Consider the following 17,091-nt stretch of genomic DNA (forward strand, 5'->3'; position numbering starts at 1 on the left):
CATCAGCCGGGGCACGATGGCGGGCCGTCCGGCGCGGCGCAAGCGGTTCCTCGGCCGAACGCCCCGAGCCGGTGCCGGGGCCCGGGATTGTGACAGCCCGTCACAAGGCGGTGACGGCCATGGCGGTTCCGGCGGCGGGTCGCCATCTGACGGGCATCGCAGAGAAATAGAGGAGGAGACATCATGCAGATCAATCGTCGCCGGATCATCGCGTTCGGTGCGGCCCTGCCGGTCGCGGCGCTGGCGGGCGGCCTCGCCACCATGAGCCATGCGCAGAGCCTGGCCCCGGTCTATGCCGAGGGCGGTATTGCCATCGACGGGACCGACCCCGTCGCCTATTTCACCGAAGGCCGCCCCGTGCCGGGCGATCCCGCGATCGCGCTTGATTGGAATGGTGCGACCTGGCGTTTCGCGAGCGTCGCCAATCGCGACGCCTTCGCCGTCGATCCCGAGGCCTATGCCCCGCAATTCGGCGGCTATTGCGCCTGGGCGGTGAGCGAGGGCTACACCGCCTCGACGGTGCCCGAGGCCTGGAGCATCGTCGATGGCAAGCTTTACCTGAATTACTCGCGCCGAATCCAGAAGCGCTGGGAGCGCGACGTGCCGGGCAATATCAGCCGGGGCAACGTCAACTGGCCGACGCTTCTGGGCGCGTCCTGAGGCGCTGGTCGGCGCCGCGTGAAGATGGGGCCCCGGCGCATGGCCGGGGCGCCACATCCGCCGGCGATCAGCCGCCCGGTGCCTTGTAGGATTTCGCGATCCGGCCCGCTTTCTTCTGGATCTCGGTGAATTCCTCCGACGTGTAGGCGCGGATCGTCCTGAGATTGCTGACCGCGCCGCTGGCGCCGGTCACCATCAGACCGGCCATAAGGTCCGCGGCGTCGTCGATGGTGACCTTGATCGAGAAATCCTTGTCGCCCGTCGTCATGTAGAAGCTCTCGAGCTTGCCGCCTGCGGCTTCGACCACCGCCCGCGCCGCGGCCTCGCGGTCGCTCGGGCTGTCGATCATCGCCTTCATGGCGCCAGCCGTGTAGTTCCCGGTCACGATAAATCTCGGCATCACGTCCTCCCCCCGGAGCGCTGATGCGAACCGCCGTCGGACACCGCGCCCGTCAATCCGGCTCACGTGCTCCTGCGGGCACCATATCACGAAACCGTCAAATTGGGGATGCGGTCGTGCCGGGCGCTCTCATGCGTCGCCCGCGACCACGGCGTCGACCTCGATCTCGACCAGCCATTCGGGATTGACGAACCGGGTGACCGCCATGATCGTGTCGACCGGGCGGGCGTCCCGGCAATAGAGCTTGCGGGCCTCGATCGCGGGTCTCCAGTTCTCGATATCGGTCAGGATCACCCGGGTGCGGACGATGTCCTGCAGACCCGATCCGGCCTCGAGCAGCGCCGCCTCGATGATGTCGAAGCAGCGGCGGGTCTGGGCGAAGACGTCGCCGACGCCCACGGTCTTGCGATCCGCATCGACCGGGGCGGTGCCGCCGACGGCGATGACGTTGCCGACCCGCACGGCGCGGCTGAAGCCCACGATGGCCTCCATCGGGTTGCCGTTCGAGATCAATCTCCGTTCATGTGCCATGGCCGTCGCCTCCCTGCCGGATCGGGCACAAGTGTCGCATGAAATGCGTCCCGCGTCCTGCCACGCCCATGAAAAACGCGGCCGCTTGGGAGGAGTGCGGCCGCGCAGGTACTCTGACCGGGCGGGGAGAAGCGCCCGGTCAGGCCGTTCCGTAGGCTTCCGAGATGGCGATCTGCATCGCCTCGGCGGGGGTCTGGCCACCCCAGACCATCAGCTGGAAGGCGGGATAAAGGCGTTCGGAGGCCATGACTGCGGCGCCGATCATCGTGTCGATCTGCTCGGGCACGGCGATCTGGCCGCCCGACAGGACGAGGCCGTACTTGTAGACCATGAGCTTCTGATCGCCCCAATAGGAGAACCCGCCGGCCCAGCATTGATCGTTCGCGCGGTTCAGCCCCTCGTAAAGCGCGGGCAGCCGGTCGTCGGGCGGCTCCATCTCGAAGGTGCAGATCAGCCGGAGCGTCTCGTCGTAGCCCGACCAGGCGAGCGTGATGGAATAGGTGCGCCACTGGCCTTCGACGGCCATGGCAATCTGATCTTCGCCGATCCGGTCGAAATCCCAGTCGTGATGCTCGGCCAGGTGTTCGACGATGTCGATGGGGTGAAGATCTTCGGACAGAAACGCCTCGGACACTGCCATGGGCCACCTCATGTGTTGTAGCGGAGGGGGCTGGCAGCGCCCCCTAGCGCTTGGTGCCTGCTCTAGGAGAGGGAAAGATGTGCCCTGCTCCTACGAGATATGGTGCCTGCGTCCGAGCCGTCCTGTAAAGCGATATTTTCCCGTGGCCGACAATAAGTTGTGGATGATCTCACGGGGCGCTCAAGATGAGGACTGTGGATAAGTGCGCAGCAAGGCCGCCACGCCACCCGCCTGCGCGGCTTTTCGGCGCGGCGCGCACCCGCGGCAAAGGCTGCGGATTGGCTGGCATTCACCGCGCTTCTGCTCTATCTGCCGGGCACGCGCGACCGCGCCAAGTGCAGGAGATCCGATGACCGATTACGAAGCCCCGGGACCCGTCGAAGAAAACTGGCGCGACGCGATCTCGTCCACGGAGGAGATCATCGAGGAGGCGCGCAACGGGCGGATGTTCATCCTCGTCGATCACGAGGACCGCGAGAACGAGGGCGACCTGGTGATCCCGGCGCAGATGGCGACCCCCGATGCGATCAACTTCATGGCCACTCACGGGCGCGGGCTGATCTGCCTGTCGATGACCCGCGAGCGGATCGAGGATCTGGGGCTCGAACTCATGTCCTCGAACAATTCCTCGCGTCACGAGACGGCCTTCACCATCTCGATCGAGGCGCGCGAGGGCGTGACGACCGGCATCTCGGCGGCGGACCGGGCCCGCACCGTGGCGGTGGCCATCGACAGCGCCAAGGGGCCGCAGGATATCGCGACGCCCGGCCATGTGTTTCCGCTGCGCGCCAAGGATGGCGGCGTCCTCGTGCGCGCGGGCCATACCGAGGCGGCGGTCGATATCTCGCGGCTCGCGGGCCTCAATCCGTCGGGCGTGATCTGCGAGATCATGAACGAGGACGGCACCATGTCGCGGCTGCCGGAACTGGTGGCCTTCGGTCAGCGTCACAACATCAAGATCGGCACCATCTCGGACCTGATCGCCTACCGTCGGCGGCACGACAATCTCGTGCGGGTCGAGAAAGAGGAGAGCATCATCTCGGAATTCGGCGGCGAATGGCAGATGCGGGTCTTCGCCGACAGCACCCATGGCGACGAACATATCGCGCTGGTGAAGGGTGACATCACCAGCGACGCGCCCGTTCTGGTGCGGATGCACGCGCTCGATCCGATGCTCGACATCGTGGGCACGGGCCCGGAGCGGCGCGCGGATGAATTCCGCGACGCGATGCGGATCGTCGCCGAAGAGGGGCGCGGCGCCGTCATCCTGCTGCGCGACACCTCGATGAAGCTCGGCAATACGCAGGATGTGAGCCCCTCGACCCTCCGGCAATACGGGCTTGGCGCGCAGATCCTCTCCTCGCTCGGCCTGTCGAAGCTGATCCTCCTGACCAATTCGCCGACGCCCAAGGTCGTGGGCCTCGATGCCTACGGGCTCGAGATCGTCGGCACCCGCAAGATATCGGAGCTTGGCTGATGGCCACGAACGAGACGCATTACACCCTGCCGCGCGGACAGGTCGACAAGCCCACCAAGGTGCTGATCGTCGTGGCGCCCTATTACCGGGACGTGGCCGACCAGCTGATCGCCGGCGCCCGCGCCGAGATCGAGGCCTGGGGCGCCACCCATGAGCTGATTGAGGTGCCCGGCGCGCTGGAAGTGCCCACCGCCATCGGCATGGCCGAGCGGATGTCGGATTTCGACGCCTATGTGGCCTTGGGCTGCGTCATCCGCGGCGAGACCACCCATTACGAGACCGTGTGCAACGACAGCTCGCGCGGGATCACCCTGCTGGGGCTGCAGGGGCTGTGCGTCGGCAACGGCATCCTGACGGTCGAGACCAAGGCGCAGGCGGATGTGCGCGCCGAGGCGGAGGGCCAGAACAAGGGCGGCGGCGCGGCCGCGGCGGCCTTGCATCTTCTGACCCTCGCCCGTAAGTGGGGCGCCTCGCGCAAGGGCGTGGGCTTCGTGCCCCAGCGCGATGAAACGCAACTTGCAGGCGACACCAAGGGTACGCGCGACGCATGACCGCACCTGAGCAAAGCTCCGATCCCAAGCGCGACGCGCGCCAGGCCCGCAAGATGGCCCGGTCGGCGGCGCGGCTCTATGCCGTGCAGGCGCTGTTCCAGATGGAGCATTCGTCCCATTCCGCGGATCGCGTGCGGCAGGAATTCCTGAACTTCCGCTTCGGCGCCGAGATCGAAGAGGGCGAGGAGATGATCGACGGCGATGTCGATCTCTTCCGCAAGATCCTCGACGACGCGGTGAACTGGCAGGCCAAGATCGACCAGATGACCGACCGGGCGCTGGTGGCGAAATGGCCGATCACGCGGATCGACCCCACACTGCGCGCGCTCTTCCGCGCCGCAGGCTCCGAGCTGGTGGCCTCGGACGTGCCGCCGAAGATCGTCATCGTCGAATACGTGGAGATCGCGCGGGATTTCTATCCCGACGGCAAAGAGCCGAAATTCGTCAATGCCGTGCTCGATCACATCGCCCGCGAGGCCAAGCCGGACGCTTTCTGAGGCAGGTTGCCGCGGACCTGCCACGCGGGATTGCCCGACCGCGGCTTCGGGTTACCTTGTTTGCCGGATACGGTGCGACGCAAAGGAAGACCTGCATGCCCAGCCTCGTCAAATTCTACATCCGCCACGCGCTGATCGGTTTCGCGATCTCGGCGGTCTTCGTCGCCGGGCTCATTTGGCAGGACGTGATGGGGCTCGGGCATCTGATGACGCGGAACGCCGACGGCATCCTCGCGGCGGGGATGTTGTGGTTCTTCCTCGGCACGATCTTCGGCGGCGCCCAGACCGGCATCGCGCTTTTCCTGATGCACGAGGACGAGGATCGCGACGACGATGACGACGATCCCCATGGCGGGCAGCGCATCCCGGTGCATGTGCCCGTCGAGGCTCCGCGCCGCCGCCATCTCTGACGCCGCGACGCCGGCGCATATCTCCGACAAAAAGCCCCGGCCGCTTCGCAGCGGACCGGGGCTTTTGTCGAGGCGGCGGGACCACCATAACCGTGTGGTTATCTCATTCCCGAGGACCTGTATATACAGGTGGGCGCCAGGTAATCAGACCAGGGCCTGAACAGAGCCAGCTCCCTCGGAATTGCTTAAGGCCACCGGAATGCAACCGTTCACGAGAAAGGCAGAACCCGCCTACTCCCGGAGCTAAGCCGCCTGAGGGCCGGCGACAAGAGGCGCGGCGCGAAAATCGCTTATGTCGCAGGCTCCGCGATCTCGATCAGGTTCCCGTCCGGATCGCGCAGGTAGATCGAGCGGATCGGCCCGGTCGCACCGGTGCGCGGCACCGGCCCCTCGAACCACGAAAGCCCGGCCTGCCGCAGCGCGTCCATCACCTGCTCGAGCGGCCGGTCGGCGAGAAAGCACAGATCGAGCGCGCCGGGTGCGGGGATCGTCGCATGGGGCATGATTTCCCTTCCCGCGTGGTGGATGTTGATCTTCTGATCGCCGAAATGCAGCGCGCGGCGGCCATCGCCGAACCGCTCCTCCCGGCAGCCGAGCGCGGTGTAGAAGGCGATGCAGGCTTGCGCGTCGCGCGTCGTCAGCACGATATGGTCGATGGCGCGCAGCACGGGCTCACTCCGTCTCGAAGCCGTAGCGGTCGATCTCGTCGGGCAGGAGCACGTAGATCTCGTCGGGCGGCGTGCCGAGCGCGTGCTGCATGACCAGCAGATCGATTCCCATCTCGTCGAGATAGGTCATAACCTCGGCTTGGCCGCGCTGGATATCCTCGACCGCGATGAAGGCGGGCAGGATCGTGGACGTGCCGAAATAATGCTGGTGCACGCCCAGCGACGCGCCGTTCTCCAGCCGCCGGGTGGCGCCGCCCGCGAAAAGATAGGGGCAGGCGGAATAGCAATACTCGCCCGCCAGCATCTCCGTCGCGATGCCGGTGGCGCGCAGGTGCCGCCCGAGGCGCAGCGCTTCGGCCACCGATCCGCCCGGCGATTGCACGACGAGGGCCTCGGGCGCGGGCCGGACCTCTGCCAGCCGGTCCGCGATCCGCTCCGCGTCGCCGGGGGCGATGCCGCCTTCCAGCCGCCACCGGGACCCATCGATTTCAGTCAGGGTCAGCCGCTCGGGCAGGGCGCCGGGATCGCGCACGGGGTTGAGGTCGGGACGCACACGATCCGGATCGAAGGTGCGGCGCTGATCGCCGGGACGCACGGGTTCGGTCAGCGCGGGGGCGGAGGGGCCGAACCCGGGCAGGCGGACGCCTCCCGTGGCCATGTCGCCCGCCACCAGCGCGCCGCCGATCACGAGTTGGAAGGCCAGCACGCCCTTCAGCGCGCGCGAGATGGAGACGCCGCTCAAGACGCGCCCCGCCGGATGGCCGAGACGGGCGGGCTGCCTTCGGCGGGCGTTGGGGCGGCCTCATGCGCGGTGGCGGCGTCGGCATCCGCTTCCACCTCGCGGAAGGCGACCATCGCGGCGCGCAGTTCGGCCAATGTGAGCGTATCGGCCAGCTCGGCACCATCGCGGCCTTCGCGGATGGCGCCCTGCGTCACGGCGAGGATCAGCACCAGCACGCCCGGCAAAAGGTCGATGGCGATGGCGCCCGCCCAGGAGGGCACGAAATTGCGCGCATAGAGGATGACCGCATCGGCGGCGGAAATCGGCGTGTAGGTGACCTCGGAGGCGGGGGTCAGCGCGATCACGCTCTGCGCGGCGCGCTCCAGCGTTTCGGCGCGGCTGGCCAGCACTTCGAGGACCGAGGTGATCGTCGCGGCCTGGTCGCCGCGGTTCTCCTCGGTGCGGCCGTCAAGCTCGGGCAGCACCACCGAGGCGGCCAGATCCTGCGCCGCGCGCTCCACCAGCGTTGCGACGGAGAGCTGGCGCAGCTGGGTGATGAGGCCCTGCAGGTTCACCGCCGCTTCGGAAAATTCCACCGACCGCGCCTCGACCGGGCCGGGCTCCACGGTCAGGGCGCGCATGCGGCTCAGGATGCCGTTGCCCTCGGCGAAGGCCTGCTCCACCCGCGGGGTCTGTTCGGCGATCTGCGTCTCGAGGGCCTGCAATTCGGCGGCCTTCTGGCGCAGAACGCGGAACACCGCGCCGCGCCCGGCAAGGCCGGACAACGTGCCCTGGGCTTCCTGTTCCGACAGGTCCTCGAAGCTTTGCCGCACCCGCGCCACGTCCCGTTCGAGCGCTTGCGCCGACAGCGCGATCTCGTGCGCGCGCTCGAGGCTCGACTGGTAGTCCTGCACGGTCTTGGCGAGGTGCTGTTCGACCGCCGCGGACCCGGCAAGGGCCGCGGCATTCAGCCAGGACGACATCGCCACGATGGCGAGCGACCCGAGCCCCATCGCCCCCAGCAGCCCCGCCCGCGACCGCGCCGAGCGCATCACCGGGAAGAGCCGCAACAGGTAGGACCAGAAGACGAAGATGCCGACCGAGACCGCGACCGAATAGGCGATCGCCGCGAAGACCGACATCGCGCCGTTCTCGTCCAGAAGCGACGAGACGCCGAGATAGGTATAGATGCCCGACGCCACCGCCAGAACGCCGAGCGCGCTGCCCGAGAAGCTTTCGAGCCAGGCCACGTGGCCCTGCAATTCGCGCGCGTGACGGATCCCGCGCTGGTTCGAGGTCGCCGGGGGCGGCGGGTTCTGCGGGCGGTGCTCGGCCATGGGGCGGGGTCCTTGGGGATGATGTGTCGGCGGAACGGTACAGAGGGTTAACGGCCGCCGGAAGGGCTTGGCGAAAAAGTGAGACTTGGCATGTTCATGAATTGTTCGTATTTTGGAGGCATGAGTCTGATCGATCCGTCCAACCTGATGCCCGGCCAGCTTCTGGCGCGCGGGGTCGCGCGTCACCTGACCCACGGGCACGGCTTTTCCTGCATCGAGGAATTCGTGCCGGAGCGCGGACGCCGCGTCGATGTCATGGCGTTGGGCGCCAAAGGCGAGATCTGGGTGGTCGAATGCAAATCCTCCCGCGCCGATTTCATGTCGGACGGGAAATGGCAGGGCTATCTCGACTGGTGCGACCGCTATTTCTGGGCGGTGGATCAGGATTTCCCGACGGACCTGCTGCCCAAGGAGACGGGCCTCATCATCGCCGATGCCTATGACGCGGAGATCGTGCGCATGGCGCCCGAACACAAGCTCGCCGGGGCGCGGCGCAACGTGCTGATCCGCAAGTTCGCGCGCCACGCGGCCCTGCGGCTGCAGGCGCTGCGCGATCCCGAGGCGGGGCTCAGCGCGACTTTCGGGGGCTGATCTTCTGAGCCGCCTGCACCGCGGCGCGGATTTCCTCGGCGATGTCCTCGGCTTCCTCGGGCGAGAAATCCATCGGGATCTCCATGCCATCGGCGGTCACGAACAGACGCACCATGCCCTGATCGGTGGGCCCGATCTGCAGGTTCGCCTCGATGTCGCGTTCGTCGTTGATGCCCATGGTGCAATCCTCGCTGGTGGCGTCGTGCCGCGGTTCGGCCTTGGCATGCGGGGTACGAGGCCCGGAATTGAAAATCAAGGCGGCGTGTGATCCCCTCCGGCACCATGACGATTACGCTGCGTGCCTTCAATGCGGACGACCTCGACTGGCTGAGCGATCTGCATGGCGTGCTTTACGCCGAGGCGGAGGGCTTCGATGCCAGTTTCGGCGTCTTGGTGCGGCGGATCCTGACCGAGTTTCTTGCCGGTCACGACCCGACCTGTGAGCGGGGCTTTGTCGCCGTGGCGCCGGACGGAACGCGGCTGGGCTCGATCTTCTGCGTGCGGCAGGATGCGACGACCGCGAGGCTGCGGCTGTTCCTGCTGAGGCCCGAGATGCGGGGGCAAGGCATCGGGCGCCAGCTTCTGGAGGCTTGTACCGAGTTCGCGCGGGCCTGCGGATATGCGAAAATGACGCTGGCGACCCATGAAAGCCACCGTGCGGCCTGCGCGCTCTATGCCCGGTCGGGATGGTCGCTGCTGTCCTCGAAGGATGTGGTGAGCTTCGGTCAGAAGCTGGTGGAACAGCATTGGGAAAGGCCCCTCTGAGAGGCCAATCGGGGCTTGCAATGCTGCGGACGGGGCGATATTTCCCGCGCCAGTGCCGCCTTAGCTCAGTAGGTTAGAGCGCTAGATTGTGGATCTAGAGGTCCCCCGTTCGAGCCGGGGAGGCGGTACCATTTTCCCCCCGACAGAAATGCGATGCGCGGCACGGGATGCACCGGTTGCGTCAGGCTGGCGTTTTCGGCGCCGGTCCCAGCGAGTCGCGCCAGACGATATGCGTGGGCAGGGCAACGCTTTGCGGGGCCGCGTCGCCGTTGCGCAGCGCCAGCAGCAGCTCTGCCGCGCGGCGGCCCATCTCGCGATGCGGCACATGCACAGTGGTCAGCGAAGGCTGCACGATCTCGGCGATCTCGATATCGTCGAAGCCGGTGATCGACACCGATCCCGGCACGTCGATCCCCATCTTCCGCGCCGCGCCGAGCGCGCCCACCGCCAGCACGTCATTGCCGCAGAGGATCGCCGTCGGGCGCGGGTCGCGGGCCATCAGGCGGGTGAAGGCCTCCGCACCGTTGGGGATGGAATAGGGGGTCTCCTCGACGGCGAGGCTCGCGGGATCGAGGCCGCGTTCGGCCATCGCGTCGCAGATGCCCGCGAAGCGTTCGCGCGCCCGGTCGTTGCCCTCGCGCGCGGCGGTGATCACGCCCAGCCGGTCATGGCCGCGCGCCATCACCTCGTGCGCGAGCGCCTTCATCGCGGCGCGGTTGTCGAAGCCGATCGAGATGCGCGGGGAGGCGGGGTCGTGGACCCAGGCATGCACCACGGGGATTCGCCGCTGTTCGAGGAATGCATAGGATGCCGGCGTGCGGTCATGGCCGATCAGCAGAAGCGCATCGGCGCCGCGCGCCACGAGCTCGCGAATCTGGTCCTCTTCGAGATCGGGCCGGTAGGAGGAGGAGGCGACGAGCAGCGTGACCCCGTTTTGCCCCAGCGCCTCCTGGAAGGCCTGCAGACCCCGCGCGAAGATCGCGTTCTCCATCGTCGGAATGATCGCGCCGAAGGTGTTGGTGCGCTTGGCCGCCAGGGCCCGCGCGCCGAAATTGGGCGCATAGCCCAGCTCCCGCACCGCCGCCATCACCCGCTCGCGGGTCCGCTCCGACACCCGGTCGGGCGCGTTCAGGCACCGCGAGACGGTCGCCGTGGACACATCCGCCGCACGGGCCACGTCCTCCACCGTGGGCGCGGCCGGTGCCTTCTCCTCGCGACGTATCTGCATTTCGCGGCCCCCCCTGACTTCTGCGACCCCTTCTGGCCGACGTGACCCGGGCCGATCCGATCGCCCGATGTTCCTTCGCCGGATTCCTCCCGCGATGGCCAGATTGTTTATAGGGGCGGCGCGGAAAATATCCTGTCCCTACCATGTAAGCGCTTGCCTTGAAAAATGTAAGCGCTTACATTGATCCCGACTCGCTGGTTTCTTTGGGAGGAGAAAACCGTGGCTCTGATCATCTCGGCAATTCTGTTTGGCATTTTCGTCATCGATGTGGGCTTCGGCTCGCTCGGGGGCAGGGCTTTCCTGTCGGATGTCCAGGCAATGATCCTGCTTCTGGCCTCTTCGATCGCCTTCGTGACGGCGATCCTGAGGCGTGAGGCAGAGGCAAAGGCGAAGACCGCAACCAAAACCAAATGAATGCTCAATAGGGAGGAGCTTATGAGACCGACGGAGAACGGATTGGCGTCAGAGGAGCGCCGCAATTTCCTGAAACTGGCCGCCTCGGGCAGTTTCACGGCGGCAGTGGTCGCAGGCGCGGGGGGCATGCTCTGGTCGTCCGAGGCGGTGGCCCAGACCCAGCAGGAAGAGCGCGAGCGCGAGCAGGCCGCCGATCACGTCATGACGCTGGCCACGGCCTACGTCCTCGGCGCGTCGCGCAGCTATCCGATCATGCAGCTCGACCTGAAGGAAAACATCCAGAACGCCACCAACGGCAAGGTCTACGTGAAGCTTGCCCCCGGCGGCCAGCTTGGCGCGGGCGGCGCGCTGGCGCAGGCGGTGCAGACCGGCACGATCCAGTGCGCGCAGCATTCGCTGGCGAACTTCGCGCCCTTCGCGAGCACCGTTGACCTGATCAACCTGCCGTATTTCTGCGGCTCCAACCAGCGCTTCGTGAACCTCGTCAACTCGGATGCCTGGAAGTCCGAAGTGCACCCGAAGATCGAATCCTCCGGCTTCAAGGCGCTGTTCTACGTGGTCATCGACCCGCGCGTCGTCGCAGTGCGCGCCGGTGGTGCGGGCCCGGTGCTGGCGCCGTCCGATCTGGCGGGCGTCAAGTTCCGCGTGCCGGGCTCGGCGATGCTGCAGCAATATTACCGGATGGTCGGCGCCAACCCGACGCCGGTGGCCTGGGGCGAGACGCCCTCGGCGATCAAGCAGGGCGTGGCCGACGCGCTCGATCCCTCGGTGGGCGCGCTTTATGTCTTCGGCTTCTCGGATATCCTGTCCCACGTGACCTTCACGCAGGCGGTGCCGGACAGCCAAGTCTACTCGGTCAACCTCGAATGGTTCAATTCGCTGCCCGCCGACGTGCAGGAAGGCATCGAGTTCGCGGGCGAGATGACCGCGCACCAGAACCTCGCCAAGGTACCCTCGGCGCGGGCCTATGCCATGTCCGAGCTGACCAAGGCGGGCGTCGAGTTCCATACGCTGAGCGACGACCAGCTGGCCGTCTGGCAGGAAGCCGGCGGCTACCAGCGCGAGGAATGGAACGACTTCAAGGTCGAGCTCGCAGGGTCGATGGAGACCTTCGACAGGCTGGCCGAAGCGGCAGGCACGATGGGCCGCTACTACGTTCACGACGCCTGATCCGGCGACGATAGAGGATCGGCGCGCGGGCGCCGATCCCACCCCCTGAATACGTCAGATTGCGACATCATTTAATCCGGCGCGGTTCAGTCCGCCGCCCGGATACGGGAGGATTGCATGCAACGCATACTGGATGCGCTGAACCGGAACGCGGAGCGCTGGGCGCTTCTCGTCTTCTACGTGATGCTGGTCGCCACGATGTTCATCGAGGTGCTGCGGCGCGAAATCCTTTCCTATTCCTCGATCTGGGGTGAGGAGATCGTGCGCTATTCCTTCATCTACCTGGCCTGGATCGGGGCGGCGGCGGCGGTGCGCGAGCGCGGCCATATCCGGATCGACGTGATCCTCGAATATGTCGGGCCGCGGGTGAAGGCGCTGCTCTACATCTTCGGGGACCTGGTGATGTTCGCCGTGGCGGTCGTGGCGGTCATCTATTCCTTCGAGACGGTGCTCGTCTCCGCCAAGTTCGGCTCCGTGACCCACGGTCTGCGCATCAGCCAGGTTTGGTTCCTGCTGGCCGTGCCCATCGGGTTCAGCCTCGTCATCTTCCGCCTCATCCAGTCGTTCCTGCGCGACGTGAGCGATCTTCGGCACGGACGCCCCGTGTTCGAAGGCGACAAATTGTTCGACTGAGGGGAAAGCCAATGCTCTGGAATCAACTGGAAGCCCAAACGGTCGAGCTCGGCTGGGATTTCTACGGCCCCGTGCTACTGTTCGTGGTGCTGGTGGCGCTCGCGGTGCCGGTCTGGGCCGCGATCGGATCGGCGGCGATCCTCATGCTGGTCATCTCGGGCGCGCTGCCCCTGGGCCTCGTGGGCGAGAGCCTCTTTCACGGCATCGACCATTTCGCGCTGACCGCCGTGCCGCTCTTCATCCTGACCGGCGACGTGCTGGTGCGTACCGGGCTGTCGCGGAAGTTCCTCGACGTGGCCGAGGCGCTGACGCAATTCGCCAAGGGCGGGTTCGGATCGGCGACGGTGCTGGTCTGCGGCATGTTCGCGGCGATCTCGGGCTCGGACGCGGCGGGCGCTGCTGCCGTGGGCCGGATGACCATCGCCCGGCTGGTGGAATCGGGGTATCCGCGCCCCTATGCCTGCGCGCTGGTGGCCGCGGGCGCCTGTACCGGCATCCTGATCCCGCCCTCCATCGCCTATATCATCATTGGCCTCGTGCTTGGGATATCCGCCTCGACGCTGTTCCTCGCCGCCGTCATTCCCGGGGTCGCGATCCTGCTGTCGATCCTGGCCACCAACATCATCATGAACCGGCTTTACGGCTGGGAGGGGGGCGGCAATATCGGCTTCGGCGAGTACATGGTGCGGCTGGGCCGCGCGCTGAAATCGGGCTGGTACGCCTTCATCGTGCCCGGGATCATCTTCTACGGCATCTTCTCGGGCCGGCTGACCCCGACCGAGGCCGGCGCCACGGCGGTCGTCGTGACCATCATCATGGGTTTCATCCTTGGCACGCTGAAACTGTCGGATTTCCCGGCGATGCTGGTCAGCTCCGCCAAGGTCAACGGGGTGATCCTGCCGATCATCGCCTTCTCGCTGCCGCTGGCGCAGGCGCTCGCGATCCTCGGCGTGCCGCAGGGCTTCGTCACGGCGGCGACCTCGGTCAGCGACGAGCCCTGGGTGCTGATCCTGATGATGGTCTGCATCCTCATCGCGGCGGGCTGCGTGATGGAGACGACGCCCAATATTGTGATCCTGGCACCCATCCTGAAGCCGCTTGCCGACAATATCGGTATGAACGAGATTCAGTTCTGCATCATGATGATCACTGCCCTCGGCGTGGGCTTCATCACGCCGCCGCTGGGCCTGAACCTCTTCGTGGTCTCCGGCCTCACGGGCGAATCGATCCTCAAGATCGCCTACCGCGCCATCCCATTCGTTCTGTTCATGCTGATCGTGACGCTGTTCATCGCCTACGTCCCGGCGATTTCGACAGCCTTCCTTCCGGACATCTACAAGTAGGATTGATCCAATGCCGAGAGAATATCTCAAGAAAGCCACTTTGCATGCCCGCAGCGACGCAGGTGAGACCCGCGAGATCGTGCGCGGCATTCTCGACGACATCGAAGCCGGCGGAGATGCCGCGGCCCTCGAATACGCTAAGAAGTTCGACAAGTACGAAGGCGAGATCCTCCTGTCGGACGAGGCGATCGCGGCGGCCACGGCGCTGGTGCCCGAGAAGCTGCGCCGCGACATCGATTTCAGCCATGCCAACGTGAAAAAATTCGCCGAGGCCCAGAAAGGCACCGTGCAGGATTTCGAGATCGAGGTCGTGCCGGGCCTGACCGCCGGGCAGAAGGCCATCCCGGTCGACGCGGCGGGCTGCTACGTGCCGGGCGGGCGCTACAGCCACATCGCCTCGGCGATCATGACGGTGACCACGGCGAAGGTCGCGGGCTGCAAGAACATCGTCGCCTGCTCGCCGCCGCGCCCCGATGTGGGTATCGCCCCGGCGATCATCTACGCCGCGCATGTCTGCGGTGCCGACAAGATCCTCGCCATGGGCGGGGTGCAGGGCGTGGCCGCCATGACCTTCGGCCTTTTCGGCCTGCCCAAGGCGAACATCCTGGTGGGTCCGGGCAACCAGTTCGTGGCCGAGGCCAAGCGCATGCTTTTCGGCCGCGTCGGCATCGACATGATCGCGGGACCGACCGACAGCCTGATCCTCGCCGACAAGACCGCCGATCCCGAAGTGGTGGCGGCGGACCTCGTGGGGCAGGCGGAGCATGGCTACAACTCGCCCGTCTGGCTCGTCACCGATCACAAGCCCCTGGCCAAAGAGGTCATGCGCCTCGTGCCGAAACATATCGAGACGCTGCCCGAGGTGAACCGCGACAACGCCACCGCGGCGTGGCGCGACTACGCCGAGGTGATCGTCTGCGCCGACCGCGAGGAGATGGCGGCCTGTTCGGACGATTACGCGCCCGAGCACCTGACTGTGCAGGCCGAGGACCTCGATTGGTGGCTCAACCGCCTCTCCTGCTATGGCTCGCTCTTCCTCGGGGAAGAGACCACCGTGGCCTTCGGCGACAAGGCGGCGGGCACCAACCACGTGCTGCCGACCTCCGGGGCGGCGAGCTATACCGGCGGCCTTTCGGTGCACAAATACATGAAGATCGTGACCTGGCAGCGCGCCACCCGCGAAGGGGCCAAGCCCGTGGCCGAAGCCACCGCGCGGATCGCGCGGCTCGAGGGGATGGAGGGCCATGCGCGCACCGCGGATATCCGTCTGAAGAAGTACTTCCCCGACGAGACCTTCGATCTGACGGCCGATGAATGACGCAGGCGACATAACGGCGCTCTTCAGCGTCGCGGGCCGGGTGGCCTGCGTCACCGGGGCCTCTTCGGGCCTCGGGCGGCGCGCGGCGACGGCGCTGGCCGAGGCGGGGGCCAGGGTCGTGGGCGTCGCGCGGCGGCGCGAGGCGCTGGATGACTGGATGTCCGAGGGGCCGGACCATCGCGCGGCGGTTGCGGCGGATATCGCCGAGCGGGGCGGGCTGGAGACCGTGGTCGCGGAGATCGCGGACCCGTTCGGCCCGCCGGACATCCTGATCAACGCCGCCGGGCTCAACACCCGCGAGGCCGCCGATGACGTGACGGCGGAGGGCTGGGACGCGACGCTTGCCATCAACCTTTCGGCTCCGTTCTTCCTCGCGCAGGCGATGGTGCCCGCGATGAAGGCGAAGGGCTGGGGCCGGATCGTCAATTTCGCCTCGCTGCAAAGCTTCCGCGCCTTTCCGGGCGGGATCGCCTACGGGGCCACGAAGGGCGGCGTCGCGCAGATGACCCGCGCGATGGCCGAGGCCTGGTCGCCCCACGGCATCACCGCCAACGCCATCGGGCCGGGCTTCTTCCCGACGGAACTGACGGCGGCGGTCTTCAACGATGCCGAGCGCGCGGCGCGCAACGCGGCCCAGACCTGCCTCGGGCGCAACGGCGCACCCGAGGACATGGACGGGCCGGTGCTGTTTCTCTGCTCGGACGCGTCGTCATATGTCACCGGGCAGATCCTGATGGTGGACGGAGGGTTCACGGCGAAATGAAAGCGCTCGTCTATACCGCACCCGAAAGCTTCGACTTTCGCGACGTGCCGGACCCGGCGCCCGGCGCGGGCGAGGTGGCGGTCACGGTCGGTGCCGTGGGCATCTGTGGCTCGGACATGCACGCCTATCTCGGGCATGACGACCGCCGGCCCGCGCCGCTGATCCTGGGCCACGAGGTGGCGGGCACCGCGGCGACCGGACAGCGCGTCACGGTCAATCCGCTGGTGACCTGCGGGGAATGCGCGGCGTGCCTGCGCGGTCAGGACAATCTCTGCCCGATGCGGCAGATCATCTCGATGCAGCCGCGCGAGGGCGGTTTCGCCGAGGCCATCGCCATCCCCGAGCGCAATCTTGTGACGGTGCCGGATCACGTCAGCGACGACCAGGCGGCGCTGGCCGAACCCATCGCCTGCGGCTGGCACGCGGCGCGGGTGGCCCGCGCCCATCCCGCGGGTGCGGACGGCGCGCGGGCGCTGGTGATGGGGGGCGGGGCCATCGGCCTCGGCGCGGCCTTGTCGCTGAAGGCCCAAGGCGTCGAGGACGTGACGCTGGTGGAGCTCAACGAGATCCGCCGCGCATATCTGACGGGCCATTGCGGCCAGCGCGCCGTGCCCCCCGACGGGGTGGGCGACGCGCCCTTCGACATTGTCGTCGACGGCGTGGGCTATACCGACACCCGTGCGATGGCCTGCGCCGCCGTGCGGCCTGGCGGGATCATCGTGCATATCGGTCTCGGCAGCAGCGAAGGCGGGCTCGATATCCGCCGCATGACGCTGCAGGAGATCACCTTTACCGGAACCTACACCTACACGGCGCAGGATTTCCGGGATACCGCGCAGGCGATGTTCGAGGGCCGTCTCGGCCCCCTCGACTGGACCGAGACGCGGCCGCTGTCGGAGGGCAAGACCGCCTTCGACGATATCCGGTCCGGGCGCGTCGCCGCCCCGAAAATTTTACTGAAACCAAACGGTTGA

At 66.9% G+C, this 17,091-nt stretch carries 22 protein-coding genes, 1 tRNA gene and 1 other RNA gene; 15 read left to right on the forward strand and 9 right to left on the reverse strand.

Annotated elements, in window-relative coordinates:
* Positions 1 to 183 precede the first annotated feature (183 nt).
* Positions 184 to 660: a YHS domain-containing (seleno)protein gene (locus BW990_RS04890; RefSeq protein ID WP_076445594.1), complete on the forward strand. Its 477-nt coding sequence runs from the start codon at positions 184 to 186 to the stop codon at positions 658 to 660.
* 67 nt (positions 661 to 727) lie between these two features.
* Here the strand turns inward: BW990_RS04890 and BW990_RS04895 are convergent, their stop codons facing one another.
* The 3 genes from BW990_RS04895 to BW990_RS04905 form a co-directional block, all read right to left on the reverse strand.
* Complete coding sequence (locus BW990_RS04895; RefSeq protein ID WP_076445596.1) at positions 728 to 1,060, reverse strand: GYD domain-containing protein; 333 nt, start codon at positions 1,058 to 1,060, stop codon at positions 728 to 730.
* Positions 1,061 to 1,189: 129 nt separating this feature from the next.
* Positions 1,190 to 1,591 carry a RidA family protein gene (locus BW990_RS04900; protein ID WP_076445598.1) on the reverse strand — a complete coding sequence of 134 codons (402 nt, stop codon included), beginning with the start codon at positions 1,589 to 1,591 and terminating at the stop codon, positions 1,190 to 1,192.
* Between the two features lie 139 nt (positions 1,592 to 1,730).
* The gene (locus tag BW990_RS04905) at positions 1,731 to 2,231 is read right to left on the reverse strand and encodes a type III secretion system chaperone family protein (RefSeq protein ID WP_076445600.1); all 501 of its coding nucleotides are present in this window, start codon (positions 2,229 to 2,231) and stop codon (positions 1,731 to 1,733) included.
* Between the two features lie 349 nt (positions 2,232 to 2,580).
* On the opposite strand from BW990_RS04905, the gene ribB reads away from it, so the two are divergent.
* The 4 genes from ribB (at position 2,581) to BW990_RS04925 (ending at position 5,166) form a co-directional block, all read left to right on the forward strand.
* Positions 2,581 to 3,708, forward strand: coding sequence for a 3,4-dihydroxy-2-butanone-4-phosphate synthase (ribB, locus tag BW990_RS04910; RefSeq protein ID WP_076445602.1), 1,128 nt, complete (start codon positions 2,581 to 2,583; stop codon positions 3,706 to 3,708).
* Positions 3,708 to 4,259 carry a 6,7-dimethyl-8-ribityllumazine synthase gene (locus BW990_RS04915; RefSeq protein ID WP_076445604.1) on the forward strand — a complete coding sequence of 184 codons (552 nt, stop codon included), beginning with the start codon at positions 3,708 to 3,710 and terminating at the stop codon, positions 4,257 to 4,259. Before ribB ends, BW990_RS04915 begins: the two co-directional genes overlap by 1 nt.
* The gene (gene nusB, locus BW990_RS04920) at positions 4,256 to 4,756 is read left to right on the forward strand and encodes a transcription antitermination factor NusB (RefSeq protein ID WP_076445605.1); all 501 of its coding nucleotides are present in this window, start codon (positions 4,256 to 4,258) and stop codon (positions 4,754 to 4,756) included. The genes BW990_RS04915 and nusB overlap by 4 nt, the downstream gene beginning before the upstream one ends.
* 95 nt (positions 4,757 to 4,851) lie before the next feature.
* A complete protein-coding gene (locus BW990_RS04925) occupies positions 4,852 to 5,166 on the forward strand; it encodes a hypothetical protein (protein WP_076445607.1) in 315 nt (104 codons plus the stop codon).
* 74 nt (positions 5,167 to 5,240) lie between these two features.
* Here the strand turns inward: BW990_RS04925 and ssrS are convergent.
* From ssrS to BW990_RS04940, 4 genes are all read right to left on the reverse strand, one after another.
* A non-coding RNA gene (gene ssrS, locus BW990_RS22610) (6S RNA) lies at positions 5,241 to 5,396 on the reverse strand.
* Positions 5,397 to 5,456: 60 nt separating this feature from the next.
* Positions 5,457 to 5,834, reverse strand: coding sequence for a VOC family protein (locus BW990_RS04930; protein ID WP_076445609.1), 378 nt, complete (start codon positions 5,832 to 5,834; stop codon positions 5,457 to 5,459).
* A gap of 4 nt (positions 5,835 to 5,838) precedes the next feature.
* The gene (locus tag BW990_RS04935; RefSeq protein WP_076445611.1) at positions 5,839 to 6,576 is read right to left on the reverse strand and encodes a COG3904 family protein; all 738 of its coding nucleotides are present in this window, start codon (positions 6,574 to 6,576) and stop codon (positions 5,839 to 5,841) included.
* Complete coding sequence (locus tag BW990_RS04940; protein ID WP_076445612.1) at positions 6,573 to 7,892, reverse strand: hypothetical protein; 1,320 nt, start codon at positions 7,890 to 7,892, stop codon at positions 6,573 to 6,575. The genes BW990_RS04935 and BW990_RS04940 overlap by 4 nt, the downstream gene beginning before the upstream one ends.
* Positions 7,893 to 8,012: 120 nt before the next feature.
* Here BW990_RS04940 and BW990_RS04945 point away from each other — a divergent pair, with 120 nt between their 5' ends.
* The gene (locus tag BW990_RS04945) at positions 8,013 to 8,483 is read left to right on the forward strand and encodes an MmcB family DNA repair protein (RefSeq protein ID WP_076446348.1); all 471 of its coding nucleotides are present in this window, start codon (positions 8,013 to 8,015) and stop codon (positions 8,481 to 8,483) included.
* Here the strand turns inward: BW990_RS04945 and BW990_RS04950 are convergent.
* Positions 8,461 to 8,661, reverse strand: coding sequence for a DUF6324 family protein (locus tag BW990_RS04950; RefSeq protein WP_076445614.1), 201 nt, complete (start codon positions 8,659 to 8,661; stop codon positions 8,461 to 8,463). The genes BW990_RS04945 and BW990_RS04950 overlap by 23 nt on opposite strands.
* Positions 8,662 to 8,765: 104 nt before the next feature.
* Here BW990_RS04950 and BW990_RS04955 point away from each other — a divergent pair, with 104 nt between their 5' ends.
* On the forward strand, positions 8,766 to 9,248 hold the full coding sequence (locus tag BW990_RS04955) for a GNAT family N-acetyltransferase (protein WP_076446350.1): 483 nt from the start codon (positions 8,766 to 8,768) through the stop codon (positions 9,246 to 9,248).
* Between the two features lie 54 nt (positions 9,249 to 9,302).
* Positions 9,303 to 9,379: transfer RNA gene (locus tag BW990_RS04960), tRNA-His, on the forward strand.
* Between the two features lie 50 nt (positions 9,380 to 9,429).
* Here the strand turns inward: BW990_RS04960 and BW990_RS04965 are convergent.
* The gene (locus tag BW990_RS04965; RefSeq protein ID WP_076445616.1) at positions 9,430 to 10,476 is read right to left on the reverse strand and encodes a LacI family DNA-binding transcriptional regulator; all 1,047 of its coding nucleotides are present in this window, start codon (positions 10,474 to 10,476) and stop codon (positions 9,430 to 9,432) included.
* A gap of 219 nt (positions 10,477 to 10,695) precedes the next feature.
* Here BW990_RS04965 and BW990_RS04970 point away from each other — a divergent pair, with 219 nt between their 5' ends.
* From BW990_RS04970 to BW990_RS05000, 7 genes are all read left to right on the forward strand, one after another.
* The gene (locus tag BW990_RS04970) at positions 10,696 to 10,890 is read left to right on the forward strand and encodes a hypothetical protein (protein ID WP_076445617.1); all 195 of its coding nucleotides are present in this window, start codon (positions 10,696 to 10,698) and stop codon (positions 10,888 to 10,890) included.
* Between the two features lie 21 nt (positions 10,891 to 10,911).
* The gene (locus tag BW990_RS04975; protein ID WP_076445619.1) at positions 10,912 to 12,060 is read left to right on the forward strand and encodes a TRAP transporter substrate-binding protein; all 1,149 of its coding nucleotides are present in this window, start codon (positions 10,912 to 10,914) and stop codon (positions 12,058 to 12,060) included.
* Between the two features lie 117 nt (positions 12,061 to 12,177).
* On the forward strand, positions 12,178 to 12,693 hold the full coding sequence (locus tag BW990_RS04980) for a TRAP transporter small permease (protein ID WP_076445621.1): 516 nt from the start codon (positions 12,178 to 12,180) through the stop codon (positions 12,691 to 12,693).
* Positions 12,694 to 12,704: 11 nt separating this feature from the next.
* Positions 12,705 to 14,036 (forward strand): TRAP transporter large permease, encoded by a 1,332-nt coding sequence (locus tag BW990_RS04985; RefSeq protein ID WP_076445623.1) that lies wholly within the window; start codon positions 12,705 to 12,707, stop codon positions 14,034 to 14,036.
* 10 nt (positions 14,037 to 14,046) lie between these two features.
* Positions 14,047 to 15,354 carry a histidinol dehydrogenase gene (gene hisD, locus BW990_RS04990; protein WP_076445625.1) on the forward strand — a complete coding sequence of 436 codons (1,308 nt, stop codon included), beginning with the start codon at positions 14,047 to 14,049 and terminating at the stop codon, positions 15,352 to 15,354.
* On the forward strand, positions 15,347 to 16,117 hold the full coding sequence (locus BW990_RS04995; RefSeq protein ID WP_076445627.1) for an SDR family NAD(P)-dependent oxidoreductase: 771 nt from the start codon (positions 15,347 to 15,349) through the stop codon (positions 16,115 to 16,117). The genes hisD and BW990_RS04995 overlap by 8 nt, the downstream gene beginning before the upstream one ends.
* Entirely contained in the window at positions 16,114 to 17,091 is a 978-nt protein-coding gene (locus tag BW990_RS05000) for an alcohol dehydrogenase catalytic domain-containing protein (RefSeq protein WP_076445629.1), read from the forward strand. Before BW990_RS04995 ends, BW990_RS05000 begins: the two co-directional genes overlap by 4 nt.

Source organism: Roseivivax lentus (genome assembly GCF_900156805.1).
GTDB classification, from domain to species: Bacteria; Pseudomonadota; Alphaproteobacteria; order Rhodobacterales; family Rhodobacteraceae; genus Roseivivax; species Roseivivax lentus.

Excerpts from the sequence above, each read along its gene's own strand:
- BW990_RS04890 (WP_076445594.1), top strand. The coding sequence starts at position 184 with ATGCAGATCAATCGTCGCCGGATCATCGCGTTCGGTGCGGCCCTGCCG.
- BW990_RS04895 (WP_076445596.1), bottom strand. The coding sequence starts at position 1,060 with ATGCCGAGATTTATCGTGACCGGGAACTACACGGCTGGCGCCATGAAG.
- BW990_RS04900 (WP_076445598.1), bottom strand. The coding sequence starts at position 1,591 with ATGGCACATGAACGGAGATTGATCTCGAACGGCAACCCGATGGAGGCC.
- BW990_RS04905 (WP_076445600.1), bottom strand. The coding sequence starts at position 2,231 with ATGGCAGTGTCCGAGGCGTTTCTGTCCGAAGATCTTCACCCCATCGAC.
- ribB (WP_076445602.1), top strand. The coding sequence starts at position 2,581 with ATGACCGATTACGAAGCCCCGGGACCCGTCGAAGAAAACTGGCGCGAC.
- BW990_RS04915 (WP_076445604.1), top strand. The coding sequence starts at position 3,708 with ATGGCCACGAACGAGACGCATTACACCCTGCCGCGCGGACAGGTCGAC.
- nusB (WP_076445605.1), top strand. The coding sequence starts at position 4,256 with ATGACCGCACCTGAGCAAAGCTCCGATCCCAAGCGCGACGCGCGCCAG.
- BW990_RS04925 (WP_076445607.1), top strand. The coding sequence starts at position 4,852 with ATGCCCAGCCTCGTCAAATTCTACATCCGCCACGCGCTGATCGGTTTC.
- BW990_RS04940 (WP_076445612.1), bottom strand. The coding sequence starts at position 7,892 with ATGGCCGAGCACCGCCCGCAGAACCCGCCGCCCCCGGCGACCTCGAAC.
- BW990_RS04945 (WP_076446348.1), top strand. The coding sequence starts at position 8,013 with ATGAGTCTGATCGATCCGTCCAACCTGATGCCCGGCCAGCTTCTGGCG.
- BW990_RS04950 (WP_076445614.1), bottom strand. The coding sequence starts at position 8,661 with ATGGGCATCAACGACGAACGCGACATCGAGGCGAACCTGCAGATCGGG.
- BW990_RS04955 (WP_076446350.1), top strand. The coding sequence starts at position 8,766 with ATGACGATTACGCTGCGTGCCTTCAATGCGGACGACCTCGACTGGCTG.
- BW990_RS04965 (WP_076445616.1), bottom strand. The coding sequence starts at position 10,476 with ATGCAGATACGTCGCGAGGAGAAGGCACCGGCCGCGCCCACGGTGGAG.
- BW990_RS04975 (WP_076445619.1), top strand. The coding sequence starts at position 10,912 with ATGAGACCGACGGAGAACGGATTGGCGTCAGAGGAGCGCCGCAATTTC.
- BW990_RS04980 (WP_076445621.1), top strand. The coding sequence starts at position 12,178 with ATGCAACGCATACTGGATGCGCTGAACCGGAACGCGGAGCGCTGGGCG.
- BW990_RS04985 (WP_076445623.1), top strand. The coding sequence starts at position 12,705 with ATGCTCTGGAATCAACTGGAAGCCCAAACGGTCGAGCTCGGCTGGGAT.
- hisD (WP_076445625.1), top strand. The coding sequence starts at position 14,047 with ATGCCGAGAGAATATCTCAAGAAAGCCACTTTGCATGCCCGCAGCGAC.
- BW990_RS04995 (WP_076445627.1), top strand. The coding sequence starts at position 15,347 with ATGAATGACGCAGGCGACATAACGGCGCTCTTCAGCGTCGCGGGCCGG.
- BW990_RS05000 (WP_076445629.1), top strand. The coding sequence starts at position 16,114 with ATGAAAGCGCTCGTCTATACCGCACCCGAAAGCTTCGACTTTCGCGAC.